This window comes from Klebsiella sp. P1CD1 (genome assembly GCF_003790505.1).
In the GTDB taxonomy this organism is placed as follows: domain Bacteria; phylum Pseudomonadota; class Gammaproteobacteria; order Enterobacterales; family Enterobacteriaceae; genus Klebsiella; species Klebsiella variicola.
Genome location: NZ_CP033631.1, coordinates 5,217,431 through 5,243,904, shown reverse-complemented (window position 1 = coordinate 5,243,904; position 26,474 = coordinate 5,217,431). Strand labels below are relative to the sequence as shown.

Sequence of the window (26,474 nt, the reverse complement as noted above, 5' to 3'; positions counted from 1 at the left end):
GCACGACCCTGAACGAATTTGAGGAATAAAAGAAATGGCAGCAAAAGACGTAAAATTCGGTAACGACGCTCGTGTAAAAATGCTGCGCGGCGTAAACGTACTGGCAGATGCAGTTAAAGTGACCCTGGGCCCGAAAGGCCGCAACGTGGTTCTGGACAAATCCTTCGGCGCGCCGACCATCACTAAAGATGGCGTTTCCGTTGCTCGTGAAATCGAACTGGAAGACAAGTTCGAAAACATGGGTGCGCAGATGGTGAAAGAAGTTGCCTCTAAAGCGAACGACGCGGCAGGCGACGGTACCACCACCGCAACCGTGCTGGCTCAGGCTATCGTGAACGAAGGCCTGAAAGCTGTTGCAGCAGGCATGAACCCGATGGATCTGAAACGTGGTATCGACAAAGCTGTCATTGCCGCCGTTGAAGAACTGAAAGCGCTGTCCGTACCGTGCTCTGACTCTAAAGCTATCGCTCAGGTTGGTACCATCTCCGCTAACTCCGACGAAACCGTCGGTAAACTGATCGCGGAAGCGATGGATAAAGTCGGTAAAGAAGGCGTGATCACCGTTGAAGACGGTACCGGTCTGGAAGACGAACTGGACGTGGTTGAAGGTATGCAGTTCGACCGCGGCTACCTGTCCCCGTACTTCATCAACAAGCCGGACACCGGTGCCGTTGAGCTGGAAAGCCCGTTCATCCTGCTGGCTGATAAAAAAATCTCCAACATCCGCGAAATGCTGCCGGTTCTGGAAGCCGTAGCGAAAGCTGGCAAACCGCTGGTTATCATCGCTGAAGACGTTGAAGGCGAAGCGCTGGCGACCCTGGTGGTTAACACCATGCGCGGCATCGTTAAAGTGGCTGCGGTGAAAGCACCGGGCTTCGGCGACCGTCGTAAAGCCATGCTGCAGGATATCGCTACCCTGACTGGCGGTACCGTTATCTCTGAAGAGATCGGTATGGAGCTGGAAAAAGCGACTCTGGAAGATCTGGGCCAGGCGAAACGCGTGGTTATCAACAAAGACACCACCACCATCATCGATGGCGTTGGCGAAGAGTCTGCAATCCAGGGCCGTGTAGCTCAGATCCGTAAGCAGATCGAAGAAGCGACCTCCGATTACGACCGCGAAAAACTGCAGGAACGTGTCGCTAAACTGGCTGGCGGCGTGGCAGTAATCAAAGTCGGTGCGGCTACCGAAGTTGAAATGAAAGAGAAAAAAGCACGCGTCGACGACGCCCTGCACGCAACCCGTGCTGCGGTTGAAGAAGGCGTTGTGGCTGGCGGCGGCGTAGCGCTGGTTCGCGTTGCGGCGAAACTCGCTGGCCTGACCGGTCAGAACGAAGATCAGAACGTCGGTATCAAAGTTGCGCTGCGCGCAATGGAAGCACCGCTGCGTCAGATCGTGTCCAACGCCGGTGAAGAGCCGTCTGTTGTTGCTAACAACGTGAAAGCTGGCGACGGTAACTACGGTTACAACGCAGCAACTGAAGAATACGGCAACATGATCGACTTCGGTATCCTGGACCCAACCAAAGTGACCCGTTCTGCTCTGCAGTACGCGGCATCCGTGGCTGGTCTGATGATCACCACCGAGTGCATGGTGACCGACCTGCCGAAAGGCGACGCGCCTGACTTAGGTGCTGCTGGCGGTATGGGCGGCATGGGCGGTATGGGCGGCATGATGTAATCGTGCGCTCTACGGCATAAAAAAGCAGAAACCCCTGGCCAGCAATGGCTGGGGGTTTTTCTTTTGGCGCGCTTTTTAGTATAAGGCTTATACATAAAAATCATTTAAGCTGCATCAGAGCGGCAAGCACCTCCGTTTCGGGCGTGAACTGACAAGCGCGACCGGGGAGGAAATGAACGCGGCTCATGCCGACGCAGTTTGAAGGATGACAGATTTACATCCGGGCCAGTGCGTCCAGCTCATCGATCATGGGGAATAACATGCAGGTAAAATATTTAGCAGGGATTGTCGGCGCAGCCTTACTGTTGGCAGGTTGCAGTTCCAGCAATGAATTAACCTCTGCCGGCCAGAATGTGCGCTTCGTGCAGGAGAAGCCGGGCGCAGAGTGTCAGCTGTTAGGGACCGCGACGGGTAAACAGAGCAACTGGCTCTCCGGCCAGAATGGCGATGAGGGTGGTTCTATGCGCGGTGCGGCGAACGCTCTGCGTAACCAGGCGGCAGCGATGGGCGGCAACGTGATTTACGGCGTCAGCAGCCCGACGCAGAATCTGCTGTCGAGCTTTGTACCTACCGACAGCGAAATGAACGGCCAGGTTTATAAGTGCCCGAACTGATGCGTGACGCCTCTCTCTGCGAGCGCGGAGAGAGGCGTAGTTGAAGATGCGGATCAGGCACTAAGTTCTGCTTTCTTCTCAAGGTAGAACGCGTGCAGGGGACGCAGGCACTCTTCCAGACTGAGCATTCTTCCTGGCTGGGAAGGGATAATGGTACTGAAGATCTGGCATGGCGCCAGCTCCGCGTGTATCGCCTTAAGCTTGGGGCTTTTCTCGATAAGCTGCATCACGACGTTATTTTCCAGTTCAGACAGATGCGGCGCGCTGGTTTTGATCACAGCTCCGGAGACAATTTTCTTCCCTTCGTCCGTCTCACAGCAGTACAGCACGCCCAGATAATGGGAAAACAGGTTCAACTTCCACTCTTCCTGAGGATACTGCTGGTAATCAATATTGGGCTGGGTGGTTAAGTCCACGGTGTAGCACATTAAAAAATCCATATTTGAACTTAAATACTTAACCAGTTCCAGGTCGCCGACTGTTTTTAATGCTTGTTGAATACCGATAATTAATGCTTCGATTTGTAGATCGTCAATACATAAAGTACTAATTTGTTCATCCTGAAATACAAGAATTAACGTTGACTGTGTTTCGCCAGGTTTGAGCGTAATGGACATGATTCGCCGCTCAGGGGATGGTTGCTGTATTTCAGCCGTCTCAACCTGAGGAATATGGGCAACAAGTGCCTCATTATACGTGATAAGCTCATCTTTATAGGCCTCTCCCTGGTTTTCAAGCCGCTGGAAAACCACAGCCATTCTGCTCTGCAGTATCAGGAGCAGATCAGCTAGCACCGGTGCCTGAAGATAGTAAATCTCGCAAAAGCCATTTTCCTTCTTAACTTTCAGCAGCAACGCTAAAAATCGCTCTTCAAAGGTAATTCCTGCGGTATTAAAACCTATAAACGTTCCTTGCATATTCTTCTCCTTTATTAAGCAGTAGTCACCGACTTTGATTGTGAGAGATCGATAACACGATCGGCGGATGCAATTGTCGATGGTCGATGCGCGACGATAATGCGGGTGATACTTAGCGCTGAAATAGACTGATTGATAACCGACTCATTTCTGAGGTCAAGATGGCTGGTAGCCTCATCCATAAATAAAATACTCGGTTTGCGATACAGTGCGCGGGCGATGAGGATACGCTGCTTTTGCCCACCGGATATACCTAATCCCAGTTCGCCGACGATAGTTTCATACCCCATGGCCATCTTCATTATTTCGTCATGAATATTACAACGCTTGGCACACTCCATAACAAAATCAAGGTCGACGTTGTCATCAAAACCACTAATATTATCGATAAGTGAACCAGAAAAGAGACGGTCTTCCTGGAGTACGCAGGCGATCCCAAGGCGGTAGTTATTTAAACCAATCTTCTTAATCTCCAGGTTATCAGCGAGTATTTCACCGGAGTCAGGTGAGAGCAACCCGCACATGACTTTTAAAAGTGTGGTTTTGCCAACCCCGGACGGGCCAATTAACGCGACTGACTCTCCAGGAGTAATGGTTATGTTCAGATTAGTAAAAATGGGTTGTGAAAAAGGATCGTATTGATAACTAAGATTCCTTACTTCAAGTTGTACACCAGTATTTTCTGTGAAAACACGTCGAGAAGGCAGCTCTTTTTCTGGTTCACTAAACGCGATTTCGGAAAGACGTTCATTGTGGAGTGATAGCATTCTAAGCTGCATCACTAAATCAATGAGATTAGATGCACGCTGAGAAAACTGGCCCCGATAGGCGTTAAATGCCATAAACATACCGAGCGTCATTTCATTGTCAATAACCATTATTGCACCCAGCCACAGTACAGCGACCTGATCGATAGAGGTGATAAAGGTATTAATTCCACCATACATCATATCAAAACGAGTTTGCTTTATACCTGCGTTGCTGGCATCAACGTTAAGATTGAGCCAATGCTGTGAACGACGTCCTTTTAAATTCAGGGCTTTAATGGTAGCGATGCCGTAAAGTGACTCCATAAAGTGGGAATTTGCACGTGCACCCTTGACGACCTGTTCTTCCGTAACGCGACGATAAAACCCATAGGTTGCGAAGCGCATAATCGCATAGCAAACGGTAAAACCAACGACGACCCAGACTAACCAACCACCGTATAAGGTCAGCATTACCAGTAAGCCGATCGTCATTATGGAATCAATGATACCGGTGACGATACTATTGGTAAATATTGAGCGAATGGTATCCAGAGACGAGAAACGAGACTGAATATCACCTAAATGCCTTTTCTCAAAAAAGGATAATGGCAAACTTGCTAAATGGTCGAACAGCGTTGTTTTCCATTGAATATTTGTCAGCGTATTTAGTGTCAAAGAAGTCCATGCTCGTAGCATACTAATAAAAGTACGAAACAGAGTGAAAAATATCAAACCAATACAAATAACAGAAAGCAAGCTTTCATCGTGAGCCATGATAACATGGTCAGTGACTAACTGTGTACCAATGGGTAACAGGAGGCCGATAGCTTCAACAACAACCGAAAATGCAAAAATCTTAATTAGCGCCGATTTTAAGCCAACAATTTTATGCATTAAATCCAGGAGTCGTAACCGGGATTTGGCTTCTTCTTGTTGGAAATTATGATCGGGCCACAGTTCAAGTGCAACGCCGGTAAAATTCTTGGACATCTCACTGATGCCGATGATTCGTTTACCCAACGAAGGATCGTGAATGATAAATCCGTTTTTTCTTACTTTCGTAAGAACGACATAGTGATTCATTCCCCAGTGAATAACACAGGGAAGTTTAAGTTGCTTAATTTCATCGAGGTCGAGAGCTAACGCTCGGCTTTTTAGACCGGCATGCTCTGCAGTTTTGCTTAGAGACATCAGTGAGGAGCCCTGTGAGGGGCTACCAAACCGCTGACGGAAATTGAACAAATCGATATTCAGCCCGTAATAACCGCAGACCATCGCCAGACAGGCAATGCCACATTCTGATGATTCAGATTGTAGAATAACGGGCGTTTTGTTAATCAGAGAAAAATTCAACTTTGCAACAACGGTTTTAAATAGTTCGTTAGTCATTGATCGGCCCAGTAATGCTTTGAGTTATCTTATACACAGGGGTAAACATCCACATATAGAGTGGGCGCTCTTCCAGAAATACAATAGCTTGAGCCTTGAGGCCATTTGAAAGCGAAAGTGTTTTGCCATTATATTCAAAGGTTTTGTTTTCAATTTTCACAATGGTTTTATAGAGCGCCAGTTCCTGCTGATTGGTGCCGTCAGTGACGTTCGTATACTCAGACATTTCCTGTCTTGATGTTGGGACCGAAGATATTGAAAGTATCTTTCCAGGGAATTGACCAAATTTATCGGCTGGAAAAGCATCATAACGAATATTAATAACATCACCGGGCTTTACATAAGGGATGCTATTATTAGGTAACCATAGAATAAGATAGTACTCTATATCACCTGTGGGTTTTATTTGCGCTAAACTGCTGCCTTTGTCAACCATCTGGCCTTTTGTCACTGCCAGTGATTCAATGCGTCCTTCGGTAGTTGCTTTAATGATGATATTGCCATTGGCACTCGATTCAACCAACTGGTTTTTATAGTCATTTATTTGATTTTCCTGCGATGATATTTGATTATCAAAATCCGCTGTTTTGGTAATCTTGTCGCTATTTAACTGCGTGACCTGTGATTCCAGTTGCATTTTTTGGCTAACCAGAGATTGATAGGTACTTTGCTGTTGAAAATACAATGAGTGCTGGTAGTTGTACTGGTCTTTGGTGATAAGTCCGTCACTTAAGTATTTATCATAGCTGGCAAGATTATCGTGCATTTTTTTTAAGCCCGTTTGGGCATTAGCCAGCATCTGGTTAGTTTCTTTTAACGAATCATTGATAGTTTTCAACTGCTTATCTAAAGATAAACTTGTCTCTTCTTTATTATGCGAGAGCTTGCTAATAATATCTTCAGCGTTTGCTATTTTTTCATTAATGACTTCTATTTGCGCCGCACTGACGTTGCCGGTTGTGGTATTACGGGAAATATCAATTTCATATAAAGGTTGTCCTTTGTTGACAATATCACCGACTTTAGCATATTGAGAAATGACAAACCCTTGCTGCGGAGCATAAACGTTAACAGAGTGAGGAAGAGTAATCACCTCACCCTTAACATCAATGCGTTGGGTAAAAGAACAAAATATTGTTGTGGCGATCAAAATAGCCAGGAAGGAAAAAGAAAGCAATACAATAAGCCAGGCTGGAAGCCCTGCAAGCAACAGCGCCTTTCCTTTCCAGTGATGCTTTTTGTATTCAATCGCTTCCTTGCGATAGATTTTTTTTAACATAATATTCACTTACTGAAAATTAAAAGGCCTGATGTTCCAGGCCTTATTTAATAGTTGACTGATATCAATAATATTGAATCAGTTATGAGCACTAAAACTTAGTTGCTCCAGATGTTAAATGTACCGTCGATAAGACCGTCCAGACCCTTCATGACAACATCAAAGGTCGTATCCCAACCAACTACGGCAGCGGCAATGCCAAAACAAACACCACCAAGGATAACCCCGGCGATCATGCCCACGCCCTGGCCGATAGAGCCGATACCGAAGATACCGCCGCTCACGCCGCCCCAGCGGCCTGCGTAGGCCGTCCCTAACAGTGCCCCCAGAGATGCTCCAAGAGTGATGGCACCAATTTCTTGAGCAATCCAAGTGACGACATCAGACATGGTATCGCTCAGCGCACCACCAGAAATTTCTTCCATTTCGAATACAGTTAATTCTTTCATTAATATAATCCCTTAAAATAAATATTATATGTTGAAAATAACGGGGATAAGTAATCGCCCGGTGCAAAAAGATAGTGGAAAGTTTTAAGGTGTTCAATAAAAAGAATGTGATTTATATATGAATGATTAACTTCATGCTTCATTTCATGTTTTAGGGCAGGCATTAATATGACGATGAGAGATAGTGATGAGCGACTCATTAATGATTTCATATAACTTACTCCGTTGTCGTCATGTTTATATTAATGTCTTTGAGTTTGCTTGTTGTAATGGGGGCAAATTCATGCCCCTATTGGAGGTTTTTAGGAGGGTAGCGGTTTTTGGAGGAAGTTAATCCTCCTGGATTACAACTTCCATCATTCCTTTTACCAGTCCCAGTGTGACATCAGTGCTACTATCACTTTGTCGATAATAGTCGGCAGTTAAATTGATGGTTTTGTTGAGGTCATTGCTGGTATTTATTTTATAATTGTAACTATCGGTATCATAGAAAACAACAGGGCTGCCCGATAGCTTGAATATGACTCCTACCTTATTAGCTGCTTCTGTTCCGGTAAGCATGTTGTCGACAATACCATCACCTGAAGTGCTCATCCCACCTATCGGGTTGAACCAGTAGGTCACCGTGTTACCGACTGAATCATTCGGACAGCTAATGTTCATTGGAATGGTCTTCTGCGCTGGCGTTGTTGCCCCACGAGCCAGTGACATGAGTTGTCCTTTGTCAATACGATTCAGTGTCACCTGCGACCGTGGCGTAGAGATATTACAAGATGTAGTACGATAATTGATGTTTTTAATTGAAATGGAAATTGCTTCGTATATGAGTCTATCGTTTGCGACCGGGTTGGTTTTTAGATTCCCTACCGAAAAGGATACGGAGGGGTTTGAGCTGGACTTGGTGCTGGTATCAATTACGGTTTTAGTTTTGACTAGCCATACGGTAATAAATTGATAGTTATTCTCGGATGATTTTGTTATCGGCACCAGGGTCGAACCTGCCTCGGCAGCGACCAGAGCGCCATTTTTACTGCGCAATAAATCCGAGACTTGAAACCCAATGCCATCAATCCCCGTTTCATATACGGTACCGCCCTGAATACCGGTAACGCCTGAAACAGCGGCGGCCCCGACATCAATAATATATTGGTCATCGGTGCTTTTATCACAAGTGAAACCTTTATACGATCCAGTACCAAACTTATGGGTATACAATACAGTCCCTACCGGAATGGAAGTGTCCGTTGGAATTTTGACATTGTTCAGCGTTAAGCCTTGACGCTTGGTAGTGCCGCTATATGTGCACTTAGCAGCAGCCTCACTACCCAGCATCAGCAATGTTATTAGGATAAAAATTCTTTTCATCAATATATTCCCCTATGGATGACTAACGGCAAACCGCTTCGATTTGACTGATGCCAGTCGCTTTGCCTTCCCTGGCCGGTAAAGTAAATGAAGCATTGCACTGCTGCGCGGCGCTTTTGCCCCACTGAACGTTAAGGATCCCGGTCTGCTGCAAGCCGGACATATAGACCATGCCCGCGTCGCTGACGATACTTGGCTGCGATTTACTATTTCCGGCGAGCAGGACCATTGCGCCATAAGGTACGTCCTGACCATTGGCGGCTTTCAGATGCACAAAGGCCCGCTGGCCGATATTGCCGTCATAACTTGCACGCACGATGGCACCACGCGTCGGAACAACGCTCTTCGTGGTTTCTGGCAGTTCCATATCTTCACCAAGGGTGGTGCTGTCCAGTGTGATATCGGTGCGACGATAAGGTGTAACGTACGGGACAATAGCGTAACCGCGATAGTCGGTGGAGATGGTGTTATCGTTGGCCAGTCTGACGTTATCCAGCCCTGGTGCTTTAATCAGCACGGCAGCGTCGGTGATGTCCTGACCAAGCGTGATGCCATCGGCATGGGCAAGAATGCTGCCGTTGGCGCCGTAGTCAATACGTTGGCTGTTATTGTCATAACTGTAGCCGGCATTAACGCTGCCGCGGGCGCCGTTATAAGTCCCGCGCATATCGCCGCTGTAGTATTCCCGGTTGCTGTACCCTTGCTGCAGGCTCCACTCGAGGCTGTCGTTATCCAGCCCGACCCCCCCTATGGATACCGACTGATCGGTTGATCCCGGATTGCTGTTGGTTAACTGATAGCTGGTATATGTACCCGGCAGCCAGTTGCTCAGCGGCAGGGTCACCGTCAGGGTGATGCGCTGATCGTCCTGGGCGTCTTTACCGGAGCTATCCCCGCTCCAGGTGTAACGGTTATAGCTATAGCCCAGATAGTAGTTCACATTGCGGAAGCCGCCGTTGTACCCCACGCTGATCGACTTGTTGGTGCGCTTATCGTCCCAGTAATCTTCAATTAATCCACTAACGGACAGGCTACCCAGGTCTTTACCCAGGCTTTGGTTAACCGTCAGGTTGGTACGGTTACGCAGCGAACGCGGGCTATAGTTGCCGTCATTAGAGTAGCTATCCAGCACCTCGGAGAGGGTATTAAACCCGCGGGTGGAATAGCGGTAGCCCGCGATGGTGACGTTAGTGCCGGTTTCGACGATGTTTTTCCCGTAACGTACGCGCCAGGACTGCCCGGAGGTCTTTTCATCGTCTTTCATTTTCGACCAGGCTTGGGTGACGTCTGCCGAGGCGGCGCCTAGCTCGCCGAGGTTATAGCCGAGACCCGTCGATAGCGCCTGGTAGCGCGAGGCCGCCTGCATGCCGCCATATACTGTCAGGCTGCTGGAGACGCCGTAGGTCGCGGTAGCCTGAGTAAATGGCGTTTCATCGACTCCACCATCGTAAGGACGATATTTACCGGAAGTAATCTCATACTCCAGTTGATTTTCACGCACCATGACCGGCAGGGTGGCGAACGGCACAACAAATTCTTGCTTGGATCCGTCGGACTCTTCCACGCTGACGTAAAGGTCGCCGCTACCGCCGCTCGGGTACATATCGGTGATTTCAAATGCACCGGGCGCCACATAGGTCTGGTAAACCTGGTAGCCGTTCTGTTTAATGACGACGCGGGCGTTGGTTTTGGCGATACCGCGAATAATCGGCGCATAGCCGCGCATACTTTCCGGCAACATCGTGGTATCGGTGGCCAGCTGAATACCGGTAAACGGCACGCTGTCGAAGATGGTTGAGAGCGATGAACTTTCGCCCATCACCAGGTTACTGTTGATCGGACGAATGCTGCGCTGCATATAGAGATAGGCTGAATCCCAGTCCCCGGCATCGCCATTGTTTTTATTCCATGTGCTGAGGTTGCGGATACGCCATGGGCCAACGTTGAGGCCAGACTGCAGGTTCAGGCTGTAGTATTCATCATTGGCCTGCATGTCGTTCGAGCCGCTGAACTGGTAGTTCACCAGCAGGGCGTTGATGCCATCATCAAACTGATCCGGTGGAATATATCCCTGCGCGGTGGTGGATAAGGCCGCCTGCGGAATAGAGATATTTAAGCGCTGGGCGGTGAAGTCAAAGTCCGCTTTGGTGTCCGGAATGACAGAAAAGTTTGCACAGCCGTTTTGATCCTCGGCTAACTCTGGAAAAGCTTTTATCCTTACGCCATATTCCGCGAGAGCTTTTAGACTCAGGCAGGGAACCAGAGCGGGTTCGCGGTTATCGCTGCTGGCGCGATTGTTGGCGACAAACTTTATCGTCCTGGTATCCAGGTAGCGGCCATTAAACATGATATCGACCCGATAATCCCCCGGCGCCTGCGCGTTCTGGGTCTGAAATACGGATAAGTCAGGAGTGGTTGATGGATCGCTACCATTCAATGAGCTAATGAATGAGGGATCGAAAAAGTCACGTGCTTGCGCTTTATTATTCAAACCAGAAAGCAATGCCGGAAGCATTGCAAGGAAGATGGTGGATAGTTTGAATAATCCATTATTCTTATTTGGCATAGACACATCCCTATAATGATAAAATAAATTCTTATTACAGCGATGAGGAGTAGAGCGACCCAGCTCCGCCATAATCATTGACAACTTTCCAGGTAATGCTGGAGGCATTAATATTTTCTTTTAACGTCACTTCTTTAGTCGTCATCGGGGCGACCGAGTTGACTTCCGGTTTCACTTCTTTGCTGCCAATCTGGATGCTATGGAAATAGAAGAAAAAGGGCGTTGGATTTTTGATCGTCAGCTTAGTGCCAGATTTTCGCCATTCGAGCTTTTTCGCTTCCGTATTAGGGGAGAGGTCGAAAAGTGCTTTAGGGCGATAGACCAGACGCATGCGGTGACGGACTGCTAGTTGAATGGTGTTGTTATTCGCTTTGGCATCATCTGCCGGAGGAATCGCCATGACGTTAAAATAGTACATGGATTCCCGGTCGGTCGGCGCATTAACGTTTCCGTTAGAAAACAGACGAACCGTATTCTGTTGTTTCCCTTCAAGGCGGAACAGCGGCGGTGTAGCCATAAAAGAGGGCGCTTTTCCTGCCGGCGCTTCAACCCAGGATTTAATCAGATAGGGAATATCATCTTTATTTTCTATTTGCGCGGTGATTTCACGTGCGCCTTCTTTATACAGATAGCGGGTGGATTCCACTACAATACCGGCATGGGCAATACTGCTGAGGAGTAATGCACAGGAAGCGGTGAAAGTTAATAAAGTCCTGAACATGTTTTTTCTCTGAATGCAAAAAAGGGCCCGCCGTGAAGCGGGGCCCTTTGGGGAAAAATTAGATGGTGTAATCGATAGTAAAGGTCGCAACACCTTTAACCGGGCCTTCGGTTACCGGAGTAGCAGAGTTCACTTTTACATAACCAGTGGTGTACTTCAGCTGAGTACCGGTAGTAGCAGAGTAGCTTTCGGTCATGGTGTCAGAACCGTCGAAGGCTACGCGATGGGAATCGCTGAGACGCTGGATACCGATACCGATACCGGTAGCGCCGCCAGCTGCGGTGTTGTCCAGGATGGTTTTATCGCTGGAGGTGATACCGGCAACGTTTACAGTCAGGCCAGTAACCGGGTTAGCGCTGCCCTGTGCGCAGTCAGTAACTTTAAAACCGAAGTCCTGAGTTTTGAACAGAGTACCTGCCGCTTCAGCATTTGCTTCCGCAGTGGTCACAGTGATCAGCTGAACGATACCGTTGTTCAGGGTACCCGTCGGAGTCACGACGCAAGAGTTAGCTGCATCAGAGACTTCACCCAGTACAGTTACCTGAGCAGTGTTAGTTGCCATTGCCTGAGCACTCAGCACTGCAGATGCAGCGACCATTACAGCTACGATTGTCTTTTTCATTTAATTAATCCATATATAGATACTTAGTCCTGTGTAGAGTCGATAACAGTTATCAAGGGAATGGAGTATGCATTCGCATTGATATTGAAAATAAGCGCCAGCATTCCTTTATATAGTGCTGAGACTAATCATCCTGTTGAACAACGCTACCATATCGCTTGCCATAGCGAACCATGGGAAAGCGGGAGTAATTTAAAAGCATGGTGCAAAAAATGCTTGTGAATTCTTTATGAAATGCCTCTGAATTTAATGCTTTTATAGTAGATTGAGATGCTGCCATTATTTGAGGTGAATTTAATCTGAAAATGCGGGGGCTAAACAAGATAACTGTCGCATATTGATTTATCTCCTGTATTCTGTGTGGCGCCGGTCAATGTGAACTAAACTCGTTCCTTTTTGAAATGATAATGTTCATAGACCATGTTGGCTGAACCAATTAGAATTTATTATAGATAATGGTTTTTCGTGGGGCAGGGATATGGATAACGCTGCGTTATTTAATGGGTGTATGATTAATCATGAAGTTATCTTCAATGCAAATATGAATGAGCTGCGGCCGCTTTCAGGTGACGGAGAGTGTGTCAGCCTCAATGCGCCCACTGCCAGATGCTTGCTGTTACTCTTGCAGAATAGCGGTAAAGTGATTTCGCGGGATGAATTTCTGGCTGCTGTTTGGGAAACCCGGGGAGTGGTGGTGTCACAAAATACGTTCTATCAAAATATCTCTTTGCTGCGAAAATCATTGCTCAAAGCGGGGCTGTCGGCGGATATCATTATCACCGTCAGGCAAAAAGGGTTTAGCGTCGCGCCAGATACCCTCATCATCCCTCTCTCTGATGAAGAGTGCGAGAATATGAATCGGGCGACATTAACGCATTATCAAAATAATAAGGTTGCCGACGTTACTGCCGAGAGAAAAGGTCATTCTGACGATCACGTAGTTATTCCATTAACAGAAAGCTTAGCGATTCAGGGCAATGAGTTGATAGAGAATAAAGTGGAGATACCAGGAAAACAATCGGAACGATTACAGGTAACTTTTAAAATGCCCACCTGGTTAATCGCGCTGATTGTAGTGATGATTGTGATTAATATCGTGGTGCTGGTGGTGCTTCACCGTTAGCTTGTCGCAATAGGGGGTTATCACGTAATGCGATAGCTGACAGCTGATAGCTGTTTACCTAATCCTCTGGCAAGAAATGGCTTCACATGGTTTGTCTGCCAGAGCGTCCTGGCAGACAAGTGAATCTGACGTTTATCGCTGCTTCAGCCCTAAATCCAGCGGCGTCTTGCTGGGTTCCCCGCCGATCTCGCGCGCCAGCTTCGGCACCATGTAGCCGGAGATGAGGGTCAATAGTTCACGCATGATTTCACGGGCTTCATCATCGCTAACCATGAAGTGCGCCGCCCCTTGCACCCGATCCAGCACGTGCAGGTAGTAGGGCATTACCCCGGCGTCAAACAGCGCATTGCTGAGGTCGGCGAGGGTTTGCGCGTTGTCGTTCACCCCGCGCAGCAGCACGCTCTGGTTGAGCAACGTGACGCCCGCCTGACGCAGCATGGCCATCGCCGCGCGGAACTCATCGTCAATTTCATTGGCGTGGTTGACGTGGTTAACCAGGATTACCTGCAGCGACGAACGCTGGAAGCGGCTGGCCAGCGTCTCGGTGATGCGCGCCGGGATCACAATTGGCAGGCGGCTGTGAATACGCAGACGCTTAACGTGCGGAATAGCTTCCAGCTGGGTCATCAGCCAGTCAAGCTCATGGTCCTTTGCCATCAGCGGGTCGCCGCCGGAGAAGATGATTTCATCAAGCTGCGGATGCGCTGCGATGTAGTCCATTGCCGTCTGCCAGTTGCGCCTGGTGCCCTGATTTTCGGCGTATGGGAAGTGGCGGCGGAAGCAGTAACGACAATTTACCGCACAACCGCCTTTCACCAGTAGCAGTGCCCGGTTGTGATATTTGTGCAACAAGCCGGGCACCACGCTGTGCTGTTCTTCCAGCGGATCGGTGGAGTATCCGGGGGCGACGATAAACTCTTCCTCGGCGGTAAGTACCTGACGAAGCAGCGGATCGTTAGGGTTGCCTTTCTCCATGCGGGCGATAAACGCGCGCGGGACGCGCAGCGGGAACAGGCGTCTGGCCTCGCGTCCGGCCAGCAGTTTTTCATCAGCGTCTACATTTAAAAGACGCAGCAGTTCATCAGGACTGGTCACAACATTGGCAAGTTGCGTTATCCAATCTTCTCTGGATGGGGTATTTAGGGTTACAATATGCGCCATTTTGTGGCTTAGCTACCAGTTAAACAATTTCAGAGGGCCTTATGGCGACTTACTATAGCAACGATTTTCGTGCTGGTCTTAAAATCATGTTAGATGGCGAACCTTATGCGGTAGAAGCCAGCGAATTCGTTAAACCAGGTAAAGGCCAGGCGTTTGCGCGCGTTAAACTGCGCCGCCTGCTGACTGGCACCCGTGTTGAGAAAACCTTCAAATCTACCGATTCGGCAGAAGGCGCGGACGTTGTCGATATGAACCTGACTTACCTGTATAACGACGGTGAGTTCTGGCACTTCATGAACAACGAAACTTTCGAACAGCTGTCTGCTGACGCGAAAGCGATCGGTGACAACGCTAAATGGCTGCTGGATCAGGCTGAGTGCATCGTGACCCTGTGGAACGGCCAGCCGATCGCGGTCACCCCGCCGAACTTCGTTGAGCTGGAAATCATTGAAACCGATCCAGGTCTGAAAGGCGACACCGCGGGTACTGGCGGTAAACCAGCGACCCTGTCTACTGGCGCCGTGGTTAAAGTTCCGCTGTTCGTCCAGATTGGCGAAGTGATCAAAGTGGATACTCGCTCTGGCGAATACGTATCCCGCGTGAAATAATTTCGCGTCATGATGACTGGCGCAGCCTCCGTGCTGCGCCGCTCTTTACGCACAGGTACGACGAACACGAGACATGAAGCGCAGCGTAAAACTTCTGGTGTTACTGTTTCTGAGCAGCGCGTTACTGGCTGGCTGCAACACCGCCCGCGGAGTGGGTGAAGATATTCAGGGCCTGGGCCACGCCATCTCTCACGCCGTGAGCTAAATTTCCTTCCGTTTTGCTAGTGGCGGTTGCCTCCTGGCGCGCCAGCTTCCTCCACGAATATTCCTTTTCTCTTAAAAATCGCAAAGATCCCTTCATCTGTGGACGGTTTGTCTATGCTTATAGGGCATGAAAACAAAACTGACACTAAGGATGACATTATGGTGAAAAAAACGATTGCAGCGTTCTTTACGGTTTTGGTCCTCTCTTCAGCACTGACTGCTTGTAACACTACGCGCGGAGTGGGTCAGGATATTTCAGAAGGCGGCAGCGCAATCTCTGGTGCGGCAACCAAAGCTCAGCAATAACGCCGTCGACGGTACGGTTTTACGCCGTACCGTTCTTCACTTCCCCCATCCTGTTGGATATACTCACTGCGACTTTTCATCCACCTTACGGGACGACCCGTAAGCGTTTCTCATCCGGGGACGGCCCCAGCAAAGGAGCCTTATGTCCTGGATAGTCTTATTTATCGCTGGTCTGCTGGAAGTGGTATGGGCCGTCGGCCTGAAATATACCCATGGCTTTAGCCGGCTGGTTCCCAGCGTCATCACCATCGTGGCGATGGTCGTCAGCATGGCGCTGCTTTCGTGGGCGATGAAAACCCTGCCGGTGGGAACTGCTTACGCCGTCTGGACCGGAATCGGCGCTGTGGGCGCCGCCGTGACCGGTATTGTGCTGTTGGGTGAATCCGCCAGCGCTATGCGTATCGCCAGTCTCGCCTGCATCGTGGTCGGCATCATTGGCCTGAAGATTAGCGCGCACTAGTTGTAGCGCTGATTGACCCAGATCAGTTTGCTGACATCAAAGCCCTGCCGGGTAGCAATATCCAGCATCTGCTGCCTGACCTCCGGAGCGATGGTGGGTGCCCGCGCCAGTAACCAGAGATAGTCGCGATCGGGTCCGCAGACCAGCGCGTAACGATACTCCTTATCCAGGGCAATGACGTTATAGCTGCCGTAGAAAGGGCCGAAGAAGGAGATCTTCAACGCGGCGCGGCTGGGCTCCCCGGTAAAGTACGCCACTCCGTCCGTTTTCTGCCACATACCGCGGTCGGGGTTATAGCCTTTATTGACCACGTCCAGGCCGCCGTCATCGCGTGGGTGCCAGGCGATCGTGACCTTTTCCAGACCGCTTTCAAAAGGGTGGTCAAAGCGGGCGATTTCATACCAGGTACCCAGATAGCGCTGAACGTCGAAGGGACTGACCACGGTGATGCCCGGCGGCGGGGTGGGCGTGCTGCAGGCGACAGACAGGAACGAGACGGCAATCGCGGTGATTATCGGCAGGATACGCATGGCATGCTCCTTGCTGGCTTTTAAGCTAAGTGTAGAGTCCAGCAGGGAAAAGGCGGCAAGATTTTTACATGAAGCGAGCCCGGTAGCAGAAATGCGACCGGGCTCTTGCAGGATCAGATAAACAGTACGCCAACGAGGGTGATGACGCTGAGGATTGCCGCCAGGCCGTAGAAGACCCACTTACCGTTGGGTACATGGATTTTCAGGTCGTGCATGGCGTGGTGAATACGGTGTAGACCGCACCACAGCGGCAGAACAATCATCAGAAAGATGAATGCGCGGCCGATAAAGCTTTGGGCAAAAGCCAGCACGCGCTCATAGCTGAAGGCGTCTGCCGGGGCGAGCCCCAGCGGCAGCAAGATGCCGACCAGCAGCACCATCACCGGCGCGACGATCGCGCCCCACATGCCGCCTGCGCCAAACAGCCCCCAGAATACGGGTTCATCGGAACGTTTCGGATTGGGATTAATCATCTCAGCCTCCTTACCAGAACAGGGCGACAAACAGGATCACCACAGTGACCACCGCCGTTACCACCCAGAGCCCTTTAATGACCGGCTCTGGCCCCATTTTTTCGCCTTTGATGATGACGCTGGCGGCTTTCGGCGCCAGCTCAAACCAGGTTTTGGTGTGCAGCAGCGCCGCCGCCAGGGTAATCAGATTGAGGATCACCACCACCGGGTTTTGCAGGAATCCGATATATCCCGCCCAGCTTTCGGCGCCGTGCTTGAGGGCAAACAGCCCGTAAATCAGCACAATGCTAAACCATACTGTCGGTACCGCTGTCCCTTCCCGCACCATGTAGAAGCGATAAAACGGCAGCTTTTTCCACCAGGTGGAGGTCATTGGCCGCACGTAGGGTTTGCGTTTCGTCGTCATAATGCACTCCTTAGCGTGGTTTCAGGGTGGCGATAAGAAAGTCTTTCGAGCTTTCCACCTTGCCCTGCTGGATCGCGGCCGCCGGGTCGACGTGCTTCGGACACACTTCCGAGCAGTAGCCCACGAAAGTACAGGTCCAGACGCCGTTCTGGCCGTTAAGCTGCGCCATACGTTCCTTTTTGCCGTGGTCGCGGCTGTCTTCGTTGTAGCGGTGGGCGAGGGTGATCGCCGCCGGGCCGATAAATTCCGGATTCAGGCCGAACTGCGGGCAGGCGGCATAGCACAGCCCGCAGTTGATGCAGCCGGAGAACTGATGGTATTTGGCCATCTGGGCTGGCGTCTGCTTGTTTGGCCCCTGGTCCGGCGTGCGGTTATTGCCGATGATATACGGCTTAATGGCCTCCAGACTTTCGATAAAGTGGGTCATATCCACCACCAGATCGCGTTCGATCGGGAAGTTGGCCAGCGCCTCAACTTTGATGCCTTTGGTGTAATCGCGCAGGAACGTTTTGCAGGCCAGCTTCGGCACTTTGTTGACCATCATGCCGCAGGAGCCGCAGATCGCCATCCGGCAGGACCAGCGGTAGCTCAGGTCTGGCGCCAGGTTGTCTTTGATGTAGCCCAGGGCGTCCAGCAGCGAGGTCTGCTCATCATAGGGCACGTCATAGAATGCGCTATGCGGTGCGGTGTCGACCTCCGGGTTGTAGCGCACCACTTCGACTTTCAGGTTTTTCATCTCAGCCATGGGTGGTCTCCTTCTTCTCAGCCGCTTCCGCTTCGGCGCCATAGACACGTTTTGCCGGTGGCAGCGTGGTGATCTTCACGTCGCCATATTCCAGACGGGTGGTGCCATCGGCCTCGCGGAAGGCGAGGGTGTGCTTGAGGAAGTTGACGTCGTCGCGCTCGGTACAGCCCTCATCCAGACGCTGGTGCGCACCGCGCGATTCTTTTCGGGCGATGGCCGAGTGCGCCATACATTCGGCAACGTTCAGGCCGTGTCCCAGTTCAATGGTGTACAGCAGGTCGGTGTTGAACACGCTGGAGTTGTCGGTAATGCGCACGCGCTTGAAGCGCTCCTGCAGCTCAGCCAGCTTATCGATAGTTTTCTGCATCAGCTCCGGCGTACGGTAGATGCCGCAGCCTTCCTCCATCGACAGCCCCATTTCGTCGCGGATTTTCGCCCAGTTTTCGTTACCTTCCTGGTTAACGAGATTTTTCAGCCGTTGCTCTACATCGGCGGCCTGTGCATCCAGTGCGGCACTATTTGCCTCAGTCGTCTGTGCGGCGCGCTGCATAGCCTGTTCCCCGGCCAGGCGGCCGAAGACCACCAGCTCGGCCAGCGAGTTGGAACCCAGACGGTTGGCGCCGTGCAGACCGACGGACGAGCATTCGCCCACGGCAAACAGCCCTTTGATCCGGGTTTCGCACTGCTGATCGGTTTCGATACCGCCCATGGTGTAGTGCGCGGTCGGGCGGACTGGAATCGGCTCTTTCACCGGATCGACGCCGACATAGGCTTTCGCCAGCTCACAGATAAACGGCAGGCGCTCCAGCAGCTTTTTCTCGCCGAGGTGGCGGAGATCGAGATAGACCACGTCACCACGCGGCGTCGGGATGGTGTTCCCTTTCCGCCATTCGTGCCAGAAGGCCTGGGACACTTTGTCGCGTGGACCCAGCTCCATATATTTGTTCTTCGGTTCGCCGAGCGGGGTTTCCGGACCCATGCCGTAATCCTGCAGGTAGCGATAGCCGTTTTTGTTGACCAGAATCCCGCCTTCACCGCGGCAGCCTTCGGTCATCAGGATCCCGGAGCCCGGCAGGCCGGTCGGGTGATACTGAACAAATTCCATATCGCGCAGCGGCACGCCATGGCCCAGCGCCATACCCATACCATCACCAGTAACGATGCCGCCGTTGGTGTTGTAACGATAGACGCGCCCGGCGCCGCCGGTAGCCAGCACGACCGCGTTAGCGCGGATCTGCACCAGGGTGCCTTCCATCATATTCATCGCCACCAGGCCGCGGGCCTGCCCGTCATCGACCAGCAGGTCAAGGACGAAATGTTCATCAAAGCGCTGAATTTGGGGAAACTGAAGGGAGGTCTGGAAGAGAGTATGCAGCATGTGGAAGCCGGTTTTATCGGCGGCAAACCAGGTGCGTTCGATTTTCATCCCACCGAAGCGCCGGACGTTAATGCTGCCGTCGGGGCGGCGGCTCCACGGGCATCCCCACTGTTCCAGCTGGGTCATTTCCGTTGGGCAGTGATGAACGAAATAGTCGACGACATCCTGCTCGCACAGCCAGTCGCCTCCGGCGACGGTGTCGTGAAAATGATACTCAAAGCTATCGTGATCCTGGGCAACGGCTGCGGACCCCCCTTCTGCAGCGACCGTATGGCTGCGCATCGGATAGACTTTAGAAATCAGGGCGATTTTGGCATTGGGGTTGGCCTGGGCGGCGGCGATAGCGGCGCGTAGGCCTGCTCCGCCAGCACCAATTACGGCGAGATCGGCTTGAAAAGTTTGCACGACATTCCTCCAGTTTTAGTGTATTTCGCCGCCGGGCTGGCGAAAAAGTATCACTGCTCCTTTATAGGTACAGGAGTATAGCCGTAGGGTCAGTAAGGAAAATTGACGTGTTCGATTTTTTTATCGATATGTGCGGTTATTTATCAGTGATATTTATGCATTCAGGTTAACGATAGATTAATGGCATGTAATCTGCCGGGGATTGCACAAAATTTGTTTCACTCGCCGGTTGCGAGTAGACTTCGTGCCCTTAATTTGCAATCGGAGAAAGTACCATGAGCGAGACGGCAACCTGGCAGCCGAGCGCACCCATTCCCAATCTGTTGAAACGCGCGGCGGTGATGGCGGAAATCCGCCGTTTCTTTACCGATCGCGGCGTGCTGGAGGTGGAGACGCCTTGCATGAGTCAGGCGACGGTAACGGATATTCATTTGTTCCCGTTCGAAACCCGTTTCGTCGGCCCGGGCCATTCACAGGGACTCAATTTGTACCTGATGACCAGTCCGGAATACCATATGAAGCGCCTGCTGGCGGCGGGCTGCGGTCCGGTTTTCCAGTTGTGTCGCAGCTTTCGTAATGAAGAGATGGGCCGGCATCACAACCCGGAATTCACCATGCTGGAGTGGTATCGTCCGTGCTATGACATGTATCGCCTGATCAACGAGGTGGACGACCTGCTGCAGCAGGTTCTGGAGTGTCAGCCAGCGGAAAGCCTCTCCTATCAGCAGGCGTTCCAGCGTCATCTGGATATTGATCCGCTCTCTGCTGATAAAACGCAGTTGCGTGAAGTCGCGGCGAAGCTGGATTTAAGCAATATCGCCGATACTGAAGAAGATCGCGACACGCTGCTGCAACTGTTGTTCACCATGGGCGTGGAGCCGCACATCGGTAAAGATCGGCCGACGTTTATCTATCATTTCCCGGCCACCCAGGCCTCGTTAGCGCAGATCAGCCCGGAAGATCATCGGGTCGCTGAGCGCTTCGAGGTTTACTACAAAGGTATTGAGCTGGCGAATGGTTTCCACGAGCTGACCGATGCCCGCGAACAGCGTCTGCGATTCGAGCAGGACAACCGCAAACGCGCCGCGCGCGGCCTTCCGCAGCAGCCTATCGATAACAACCTGCTGGCGGCACTAGAGGCGGGCCTGCCGGACTGCTCCGGCGTGGCGCTGGGCGTTGACCGTGTGGTGATGCTGGCGCTGGGTGCCGAAAGCATCGGCGAGGTGATCGCCTTTACGGTCGACCGCGCCTGATGGCGCTGTCACCTCCTGCCGCCTTAGAGCGGGGGAGGTGACAGACCCGCCCTGACCGATCCTCCCTCACGCTATCCCGGTTTTCGCCCGAATACCCACAATCTCCTTCCGTGCTTTTGCTACTATCCGCGCTCATTTTTTGAGGCCAGGCGTTGCCTGTTGGGTGATGCCCACGTTTGGATAGATTTATGCATCAACAATTCAAGAAGATGAGCCTGATTGGGCTGATTCTGATGATCTTCACTTCGGTGTTTGGCTTTGCCAACAGCCCGTCGGCGTTTTATCTGATGGGCTACAGCGCGATGCCGTTTTATCTTTTTTCCGCCCTCTTTTTCTTTATTCCGTTCGCGCTGATGATGGCGGAGATGGGATCGGCTTATCGTCGCGAAGAGGGCGGGATCTATTCCTGGATGAACCACAGCGTCGGGCCGCGCTTTGCTTTCATCGGCACCTTTATGTGGTTTGCGTCGTACGTGGTGTGGATGGTGAGTACGGCGGCTAAAATTTGGGTGCCGTTATCCACCTTTTTGTTTGGCGCGGACAAAACCCAGACCTGGGCGCTGGCTAGCCTGACCCCGACGCAGACGGTGGGCATTCTGGCAGCCTGCTGGATGGGTGTCGTGACCTTTATTGCCGTCAAAGGGATCAATAAAATCGCCAAAATCACCGCCGTCGGCGGCATCGCGGTGATGGGGCTTAACCTGGTGCTACTGCTGGTGAGTGGGGCGATCCTCCTGCTCAACGGCGGCCATTTCGCCCAACCGTTAAACTTCACCCTTTCACCTAATCCCGGGTATCAGTCGGGCATGGCGATGCTGTCGTTTGTGGTATTTGCCATCTTTGCCTATGGCGGAATTGAGGCGGTCGGCGGCTTAGTGGATAAGACTGATAAGCCGGAAAAGAACTTTGCCAAAGGTATTATCATCGCGGCGATCGTTATCTCGGTCGGTTACTCGCTGGCGATTGTGCTGTGGGGCGTGAGCGCCAACTGGCAGCAGGTGCTTGGCGCGCGTTCGACCAACCTCGGCAACATCACCTATGTGCTGATGACCAGCCTTGGGACGACGCTCGGCCAGGCTCTGCACCTGACGCCAGAGTCGGCGGCCCTGACCGGAGTCTGGTTCGCCCGTATTACCGGCCTGTCGATGTTTCTCGCTTACACCGGCGCGTTCTTCACCCTCAGCTATTCTCCCCTGAAAGCGATTATCCAGGGCACGCCAAAAGCGCTCTGGCCGTCGGTGATGACCCGTCTCAACGTCAACGGCATGCCCGCCGCGGCGATGTGGCTGCAGTGTCTGCTGGTCGGGGTGTTTATCGTACTGGTATCGTTCGGTGGGGATAGCGCTTCGGCGTTTTATAACAAGCTGACGCTGATGGCCAATGTCTCCATGACCTTGCCCTATCTATTCCTGACCATCGCCTTCCCGTTCTTCAAGGCGAAAACGCATCTTGACCGACCGTTCGTGATTTTCAAAAACCGTTCGTCGACGCTGCTGGCGACCGGCGTGGTGTTGCTGGTGGTGACTTTCGCCAATATCTTCACCATTATCCAACCCGTCATCGACAGCGGGGACTGGAACAGTACCCTGTGGATGGTCGGTGGACCGATCTTCTTCTCACTGCTGGCGCTGGGGATCTACGAAAGCTACCGTCGGCGCATGGCGTCCGGCGCGCTGGTGATGGAGAGTTAAAGAACCTGCCCGGCGGTGCAGCCGGGCAGGGGATGGTTTACAGGCTACCAGCCGTACGGCGGCTGGTTTTTCCGGCCGAGGTCATGGTTTTACTGCTTTGCCTGCCGTCGATACTTTCCAAACGCATCTGGAACGGAGGGAACGGCATATCAATGCCATGTTCGCGGAAGCCCGCCAGGATCAGCTGATGCATCTCATGGCGCAGCGGCATGCGATGCCCCATCTCCGCGGCAAAAATACGCAGCTCGAAAATCTGGATCCCCTGCTGCAGGTCGACGAGAAACGCTTCCGGCGCCGGGGTATCGATGACCAGCGAGCAGCGATGCGCCGCGGCAATGAGAATTTTCGTGACCTCGTCGGTATCGGCATCCACGGGTGCCGGCACCGTCAGCACCACGCGGGTGACTGAGTCTGACAGCGACCAGTTGATAAACTGTTCGGTGATGAACGCCTTGTTCGGCACGATAATCTCTTTCCGGTCCCAGTCACTGATGGTGGTCGCACGGGTATTAATGCGGGTGACGCTGCCCGTCAGGTCGCGAATGGTGACTGTATCGCCGATGCGGATCGGCTTCTCAAACAGGATAATCAGGCCGGAGATAAAGTTGGCGAAGATCTCCTGCAGGCCAAACCCGAGACCCACACCCAGCGCGGCGACCAGCCACTGCAGCTTCGACCACTCAATACCGATCATCGAGAAGCCCACCAGCCCGCCGACGAGCATCAGCAGATATTTGGTGATGGTGGTGATGGCGTAGCCGGTGCCGGGCGTTAAATCGAGATGCTGGAGGATCGCCAGTTCCAGCAGTGCGGGCAGGTTGCGCACCAGCTGAGTGGTGATGATCAGCACCAGAATGGCAATCAACACCGCGCCAAGCGTGATCGGCTCAAGGCTTTCCACCCCTTGTACCGTCGAGGTCACGTCCCACAGCGAGATATTCTCAAGGAAGCCAAACGCCGAATGAATTTCCGACCACAGCACGATGACCGACAGCAGCGCGATCAGCATCAGCAGGGAACGCACAAGCCGCAGCGACTGGGTACTGATGGCATCGAGATCGACCTCGCTGACCTCCGTCTCCACCGACCCCTCCGGACTGCTGACGTGAACGGGCTCATCTTCGCCGCGGGCGCGCTGGGCGAGAATTTCCGCGCGACGGTGGCGGGCCCGGTCGAAGGCCAGCCGGCGGCGCTGGATCAGCATCCAGCGGCGGATGATGTGATAGACCACCAGCAGCAAGAACCAGATGGCGACCGAGGTTTCCAGACGCGCAAGCAGCGCCTGGGCGGTGGCGAGGTAGCCGACGGCGGCCGCCAGCATGGCCACCAGCGGGGCGCCAAGCATCAGGTTCCACAGCAGGCGGTTCACCATATTGTCGCCATTCCCCTCTTTATCCAGATAGAGCGGAATACCGGCGTGCTTAAGGCTCAGGGTAACCACCGCCAGCGCGCCGCAGATCAACAGGAAGCACAGGCGGCCCAGCGAAGCGGAGAACTCGCGGTCGTTAAGATTATCAAACATGATCAGCGCCATAATCAGCGGCACAATCAGCCCGATGCTCATCAGGTAGTAGCGCATCGCTTTCGCCACGCGGTTACGCGGCCAGCCGAAGTGGGCGATAAACAGCCCGTTTGGCCGGGCGAAGGTGGCGCAGATCATCACCACCCACAGCAAAGGCACGGTCGCCGTGACCCCATCGCCTATCGCCACCGCCAGCGGGAAGGGCCAGGCGGACTGCAGGCCATAGCCGAGCGTCATCCACAGCACCGGCAGCGGCGAGGCCACCAGTATCGACCAGAAGACCGTGCGCAGCGTCAGCCAGAAGTGATCCTGGGTGACTTTCCCCACCCGGGCGCTGGAGCGCTCAAGGAAGCGGGTGAAATGGCGCCGCGAGCTGATGCTGAAGCCGACCAGCAGCAGGGCGGCAAACAGCGGCAGCAAGGTCTCTTTGCTGGTGAGCATCATCGCGCTGGCTTTGCCCAGCTCGCTGATGGTATCCAGGGAGATCAGACGCCGTAGATCCTGGACAATCTCCAGCGGCCAGGAGAAGCCGATGGGGCTGACGTCCGAAGTCCAGAACAGATAGCGGTGGGTCGCTTCGTTGATCTCTTTCAGCGCGTCTTCCAGCTGGCCGTTGGCGACCTTCAGCTTAGTGAGCTCCAGCATCAGAGTATCGCCGCCGCGCAGCAGCGAGTTCAGCAGCTCGTTCTGCGTGCGCAGCTGCGCCTGCAGGATCTTGTTCTGCTCGCTGGTCAGCGGTTGGCCGTCGGCCTGACGGATCTGCCGCAGCTGTGGTTGCTTACTGAGTAAATCTTCAAAGCGCAGACGCTGCACGCGCAACTGTGCCATTTCCGTATCCAGCTGCTGTGGGCGAGGGCGTTCCGGCAGTCGCGCCACCTGGGCGCGTAAGGCTTCACCCAGCAGGTTGGAAGAGCCCAGCCACTGCGATTGCTCGCGCAGGGTGTTTAACGCCTGGCGCACCTGCAGCGTTTGATTCGTCGCCTGCCGCTGCTGGGAGGCCACCAGATCCATGCGCTGCGCCTGCTGGTTCAGCGCCTGGGAGAGCTCCCGGTTGACCTTGAACTGCGCGGTGATGTCCGGCGGCAGGTTTTCACTGTTCTCCGCCAGCAGTTCGGTGCTCTCCAGCGCCTTTTCCGCCTCCCGCTGGCGCTGGCTGTTCTGTAAATTGCGCAGCGCCTGCAGATAGGCATCCAGTTGTTCGCTCTGCTTTTGCGCCAGCTCGGAACGGGCGCGCGACAGCTCCTGGCGGTTGTTGGCGGAAAGCTGGGCGAGGTCGAGTTCATCCACCAGCGCCTTCAGGCGCGCCGATTCCGCCTGCAGGGCAAGATTTTGCGCCTGGGCGAGAGCATTGTTGCCGGTTTGCGTGCCGATGCGGCGCTCAACCTCATTGAGCTGACGACGGGCATCGGTTTGCTGTTGCGGCAGCTGGTTCAGGGAGTCGGCGATTTCACGCGCGCGATCCTGCTCCTGCTGCGCCTGGCGGCTCGATTCCAGCAGCTGGCTGCTGACCTGCAGGATCTCCTGGTTCAGCGCATCGGCGGTCAGGCCGGTTGGCACCTGGCGCGGTTCTTCGCTCAGATTGTTGAGCTGGGAGCGCAGGCTTTGAAACAGTTTGGGGAAATTATCGATAACGTCCTGATACTGACGGGCGCGCTCGAGGGACGATTTTTGCTCCTCAAGCGCGTTCAGCGCGGACTGCAGAACTTCAACGGTTTCAGGCTGGGCGGGCTTTGCCGCCTTCGCCTGTTCCAGTTCCTGGGTTATCTGTTTAGCATCCGGGGCTGTCGCAGCGTACGCCCCGAAACTGAGGCTCAAGGCCAACAGGAAAGTGTATATCAGGCGCACGGCATAACCCTT

The 26,474-nt window shown here is 52.7% G+C and carries 24 protein-coding genes; 9 read left to right on the top strand and 15 right to left on the bottom strand.

Annotation, left to right across the window (positions count from 1 at the left end; translation table 11 throughout):
* Nucleotides 1–34: 34 nt before the first annotated feature.
* Both groL and DTA24_RS25905 read left to right on the top strand, forming a co-directional pair.
* Nucleotides 35–1,681: a chaperonin GroEL gene (gene groL, locus DTA24_RS25910; RefSeq protein ID WP_008807218.1), complete on the top strand. Its 1,647-nt coding sequence runs from the start codon at nt 35–37 to the stop codon at nt 1,679–1,681.
* A 260-nt stretch (nt 1,682–1,941) separates the two neighbouring features.
* The gene (locus DTA24_RS25905; RefSeq protein ID WP_004152419.1) at nt 1,942–2,295 is read left to right on the top strand and encodes a DUF4156 domain-containing protein; all 354 of its coding nucleotides are present in this window, start codon (nt 1,942–1,944) and stop codon (nt 2,293–2,295) included.
* 53 nt (nt 2,296–2,348) lie between these two features.
* Here the strand turns inward: DTA24_RS25905 and yjeJ are convergent, their stop codons facing one another.
* From yjeJ to DTA24_RS25865, 8 genes are all read right to left on the bottom strand, one after another.
* The gene (gene yjeJ, locus DTA24_RS25900; protein WP_123837128.1) at nt 2,349–3,212 is read right to left on the bottom strand and encodes a YjeJ family protein; all 864 of its coding nucleotides are present in this window, start codon (nt 3,210–3,212) and stop codon (nt 2,349–2,351) included.
* A gap of 14 nt (nt 3,213–3,226) precedes the next feature.
* The gene (locus DTA24_RS25895) at nt 3,227–5,350 is read right to left on the bottom strand and encodes a peptidase domain-containing ABC transporter (RefSeq protein ID WP_123837127.1); all 2,124 of its coding nucleotides are present in this window, start codon (nt 5,348–5,350) and stop codon (nt 3,227–3,229) included.
* Nucleotides 5,343–6,629: an HlyD family secretion protein gene (locus DTA24_RS25890; protein ID WP_110196165.1), complete on the bottom strand. Its 1,287-nt coding sequence runs from the start codon at nt 6,627–6,629 to the stop codon at nt 5,343–5,345. The genes DTA24_RS25895 and DTA24_RS25890 overlap by 8 nt, the downstream gene beginning before the upstream one ends.
* A gap of 98 nt (nt 6,630–6,727) precedes the next feature.
* A complete protein-coding gene (locus DTA24_RS25885; RefSeq protein ID WP_012969127.1) occupies nt 6,728–7,078 on the bottom strand; it encodes a hypothetical protein in 351 nt (116 codons plus the stop codon).
* 330 nt (nt 7,079–7,408) lie between these two features.
* On the bottom strand, nt 7,409–8,443 hold the full coding sequence (locus tag DTA24_RS25880) for a fimbrial protein (protein ID WP_012969126.1): 1,035 nt from the start codon (nt 8,441–8,443) through the stop codon (nt 7,409–7,411).
* Between the two features lie 22 nt (nt 8,444–8,465).
* Nucleotides 8,466–11,009, bottom strand: a complete 2,544-nt coding sequence (locus tag DTA24_RS25875) for a fimbria/pilus outer membrane usher protein (protein WP_094955298.1) — start codon at nt 11,007–11,009, stop codon at nt 8,466–8,468.
* A gap of 34 nt (nt 11,010–11,043) precedes the next feature.
* Nucleotides 11,044–11,730 (bottom strand): molecular chaperone, encoded by a 687-nt coding sequence (locus DTA24_RS25870; protein WP_016160140.1) that lies wholly within the window; start codon nt 11,728–11,730, stop codon nt 11,044–11,046.
* Nucleotides 11,731–11,788: 58 nt separating this feature from the next.
* On the bottom strand, nt 11,789–12,352 hold the full coding sequence (locus tag DTA24_RS25865) for a fimbrial protein (RefSeq protein WP_016160141.1): 564 nt from the start codon (nt 12,350–12,352) through the stop codon (nt 11,789–11,791).
* 478 nt (nt 12,353–12,830) lie between these two features.
* Between DTA24_RS25865 and DTA24_RS25860 the strand changes: the two genes are divergently transcribed.
* A complete protein-coding gene (locus DTA24_RS25860; protein ID WP_023296918.1) occupies nt 12,831–13,475 on the top strand; it encodes a winged helix-turn-helix domain-containing protein in 645 nt (214 codons plus the stop codon).
* Nucleotides 13,476–13,607: 132 nt separating this feature from the next.
* On the opposite strand, the gene epmB is transcribed toward DTA24_RS25860, so the two are convergent.
* On the bottom strand, nt 13,608–14,636 hold the full coding sequence (gene epmB / locus DTA24_RS25855) for an EF-P beta-lysylation protein EpmB (protein WP_008807210.1): 1,029 nt from the start codon (nt 14,634–14,636) through the stop codon (nt 13,608–13,610).
* A 41-nt stretch (nt 14,637–14,677) separates the two neighbouring features.
* Here epmB and efp point away from each other — a divergent pair, with 41 nt between their 5' ends.
* The 4 genes from efp to sugE all read left to right on the top strand — a co-directional run bounded on the left by efp (nt 14,678) and on the right by sugE (nt 16,214).
* Complete coding sequence (gene efp, locus DTA24_RS25850; RefSeq protein WP_002885506.1) at nt 14,678–15,244, top strand: elongation factor P; 567 nt, start codon at nt 14,678–14,680, stop codon at nt 15,242–15,244.
* 73 nt (nt 15,245–15,317) lie between these two features.
* Nucleotides 15,318–15,449, top strand: coding sequence for an entericidin A/B family lipoprotein (locus tag DTA24_RS25845; protein ID WP_002885511.1), 132 nt, complete (start codon nt 15,318–15,320; stop codon nt 15,447–15,449).
* Nucleotides 15,450–15,607: 158 nt separating this feature from the next.
* A complete protein-coding gene (gene ecnB / locus DTA24_RS25840; protein ID WP_004206423.1) occupies nt 15,608–15,754 on the top strand; it encodes a lipoprotein toxin entericidin B in 147 nt (48 codons plus the stop codon).
* A gap of 142 nt (nt 15,755–15,896) precedes the next feature.
* Complete coding sequence (gene sugE, locus DTA24_RS25835; RefSeq protein ID WP_008807209.1) at nt 15,897–16,214, top strand: quaternary ammonium compound efflux SMR transporter SugE; 318 nt, start codon at nt 15,897–15,899, stop codon at nt 16,212–16,214.
* Here the strand turns inward: sugE and DTA24_RS25830 are convergent.
* The 5 genes from DTA24_RS25830 to frdA form a co-directional block, all read right to left on the bottom strand.
* On the bottom strand, nt 16,211–16,744 hold the full coding sequence (locus tag DTA24_RS25830) for a lipocalin family protein (RefSeq protein ID WP_012969121.1): 534 nt from the start codon (nt 16,742–16,744) through the stop codon (nt 16,211–16,213). The genes sugE and DTA24_RS25830 overlap by 4 nt on opposite strands.
* Before the next feature lie 113 nt (nt 16,745–16,857).
* Entirely contained in the window at nt 16,858–17,217 is a 360-nt protein-coding gene (frdD, locus tag DTA24_RS25825) for a fumarate reductase subunit FrdD (protein ID WP_002885526.1), read from the bottom strand.
* Between the two features lie 10 nt (nt 17,218–17,227).
* Entirely contained in the window at nt 17,228–17,623 is a 396-nt protein-coding gene (gene frdC / locus DTA24_RS25820) for a fumarate reductase subunit FrdC (protein ID WP_023339441.1), read from the bottom strand.
* Nucleotides 17,624–17,633: 10 nt separating this feature from the next.
* Nucleotides 17,634–18,368, bottom strand: coding sequence for a fumarate reductase iron-sulfur protein (frdB, locus tag DTA24_RS25815; protein ID WP_004177729.1), 735 nt, complete (start codon nt 18,366–18,368; stop codon nt 17,634–17,636).
* Nucleotides 18,361–20,151 (bottom strand): fumarate reductase (quinol) flavoprotein subunit, encoded by a 1,791-nt coding sequence (frdA, locus tag DTA24_RS25810; protein ID WP_023339442.1) that lies wholly within the window; start codon nt 20,149–20,151, stop codon nt 18,361–18,363. The genes frdB and frdA overlap by 8 nt, the downstream gene beginning before the upstream one ends.
* Nucleotides 20,152–20,426: 275 nt before the next feature.
* On the opposite strand from frdA, the gene epmA reads away from it, so the two are divergent.
* Together epmA and yjeM are read left to right on the top strand one after the other, a co-directional pair.
* Nucleotides 20,427–21,404, top strand: a complete 978-nt coding sequence (gene epmA, locus DTA24_RS25805) for an elongation factor P--(R)-beta-lysine ligase (RefSeq protein WP_008807206.1) — start codon at nt 20,427–20,429, stop codon at nt 21,402–21,404.
* A gap of 188 nt (nt 21,405–21,592) precedes the next feature.
* The gene (yjeM, locus tag DTA24_RS25800; protein ID WP_012543119.1) at nt 21,593–23,095 is read left to right on the top strand and encodes a glutamate/gamma-aminobutyrate family transporter YjeM; all 1,503 of its coding nucleotides are present in this window, start codon (nt 21,593–21,595) and stop codon (nt 23,093–23,095) included.
* Nucleotides 23,096–23,132: 37 nt separating this feature from the next.
* On the opposite strand, the gene mscM is transcribed toward yjeM, so the two are convergent.
* The gene (gene mscM / locus DTA24_RS25795) at nt 23,133–26,462 is read right to left on the bottom strand and encodes a miniconductance mechanosensitive channel MscM (protein WP_022064597.1); all 3,330 of its coding nucleotides are present in this window, start codon (nt 26,460–26,462) and stop codon (nt 23,133–23,135) included.
* Nucleotides 26,463–26,474: the final 12 nt, after the last annotated feature.

Bases quoted from the DNA above. Each gene is read 5' to 3' on its own strand.
- groL (WP_008807218.1), top strand. From the start codon at position 35: ATGGCAGCAAAAGACGTAAAATTCGGTAACGACGCTCGTGTAAAAATG.
- DTA24_RS25905 (WP_004152419.1), top strand. From the start codon at position 1,942: ATGCAGGTAAAATATTTAGCAGGGATTGTCGGCGCAGCCTTACTGTTG.
- yjeJ (WP_123837128.1), bottom strand. From the start codon at position 3,212: ATGCAAGGAACGTTTATAGGTTTTAATACCGCAGGAATTACCTTTGAA.
- DTA24_RS25895 (WP_123837127.1), bottom strand. From the start codon at position 5,350: ATGACTAACGAACTATTTAAAACCGTTGTTGCAAAGTTGAATTTTTCT.
- DTA24_RS25890 (WP_110196165.1), bottom strand. From the start codon at position 6,629: ATGTTAAAAAAAATCTATCGCAAGGAAGCGATTGAATACAAAAAGCAT.
- DTA24_RS25885 (WP_012969127.1), bottom strand. From the start codon at position 7,078: ATGAAAGAATTAACTGTATTCGAAATGGAAGAAATTTCTGGTGGTGCG.
- DTA24_RS25880 (WP_012969126.1), bottom strand. From the start codon at position 8,443: ATGAAAAGAATTTTTATCCTAATAACATTGCTGATGCTGGGTAGTGAG.
- DTA24_RS25875 (WP_094955298.1), bottom strand. From the start codon at position 11,009: ATGCCAAATAAGAATAATGGATTATTCAAACTATCCACCATCTTCCTT.
- DTA24_RS25870 (WP_016160140.1), bottom strand. From the start codon at position 11,730: ATGTTCAGGACTTTATTAACTTTCACCGCTTCCTGTGCATTACTCCTC.
- DTA24_RS25865 (WP_016160141.1), bottom strand. From the start codon at position 12,352: ATGAAAAAGACAATCGTAGCTGTAATGGTCGCTGCATCTGCAGTGCTG.
- DTA24_RS25860 (WP_023296918.1), top strand. From the start codon at position 12,831: ATGGATAACGCTGCGTTATTTAATGGGTGTATGATTAATCATGAAGTT.
- epmB (WP_008807210.1), bottom strand. From the start codon at position 14,636: ATGGCGCATATTGTAACCCTAAATACCCCATCCAGAGAAGATTGGATA.
- efp (WP_002885506.1), top strand. From the start codon at position 14,678: ATGGCGACTTACTATAGCAACGATTTTCGTGCTGGTCTTAAAATCATG.
- DTA24_RS25845 (WP_002885511.1), top strand. From the start codon at position 15,318: ATGAAGCGCAGCGTAAAACTTCTGGTGTTACTGTTTCTGAGCAGCGCG.
- ecnB (WP_004206423.1), top strand. From the start codon at position 15,608: ATGGTGAAAAAAACGATTGCAGCGTTCTTTACGGTTTTGGTCCTCTCT.
- sugE (WP_008807209.1), top strand. From the start codon at position 15,897: ATGTCCTGGATAGTCTTATTTATCGCTGGTCTGCTGGAAGTGGTATGG.
- DTA24_RS25830 (WP_012969121.1), bottom strand. From the start codon at position 16,744: ATGCGTATCCTGCCGATAATCACCGCGATTGCCGTCTCGTTCCTGTCT.
- frdD (WP_002885526.1), bottom strand. From the start codon at position 17,217: ATGATTAATCCCAATCCGAAACGTTCCGATGAACCCGTATTCTGGGGG.
- frdC (WP_023339441.1), bottom strand. From the start codon at position 17,623: ATGACGACGAAACGCAAACCCTACGTGCGGCCAATGACCTCCACCTGG.
- frdB (WP_004177729.1), bottom strand. From the start codon at position 18,368: ATGGCTGAGATGAAAAACCTGAAAGTCGAAGTGGTGCGCTACAACCCG.
- epmA (WP_008807206.1), top strand. From the start codon at position 20,427: ATGAGCGAGACGGCAACCTGGCAGCCGAGCGCACCCATTCCCAATCTG.
- yjeM (WP_012543119.1), top strand. From the start codon at position 21,593: ATGCATCAACAATTCAAGAAGATGAGCCTGATTGGGCTGATTCTGATG.